This is a genomic window from Microvirga pakistanensis (assembly GCF_004458765.1).
Lineage (GTDB): Bacteria > Pseudomonadota > Alphaproteobacteria > Rhizobiales > Beijerinckiaceae > Microvirga > Microvirga pakistanensis.
Map to the genome: position 1 here is coordinate 1 of NZ_SPJX01000405.1, position 223 is coordinate 223.

Sequence of the window (223 nt, forward strand, 5' to 3'; positions counted from 1 at the left end):
AGGCGGCCATCGCCATGGAGTTCGGTGCCTCGTCGGAGGACATGGCGCGCACCTGCCATGCTCACCCGACCCTTGCAGAAGCTGTGAAGGAAGCCGCACTCGCGGTGGAGAAGCGCGCGATCCATATGTAATATGGATTCATGGCAAAGCTCCACTTCCTCTACTCGGTGATGAACGCAGGAAAGACCACGCATCTCCTGCAGGTTCGTCACAACTACATCGA

The 223-nt window shown here is 57.8% G+C and carries 1 protein-coding gene; it reads left to right on the forward strand.

What is annotated here, in order from left to right; all coding sequences use genetic code 11:
- Window positions 1–131, forward strand: a 131-nt coding sequence (locus E4K09_RS18955) for a hypothetical protein (RefSeq protein ID WP_134499306.1), incomplete at its 5' end; no start/stop codon positions are given.
- Between the last annotated feature and the right edge of the window lie 92 nt (window positions 132–223).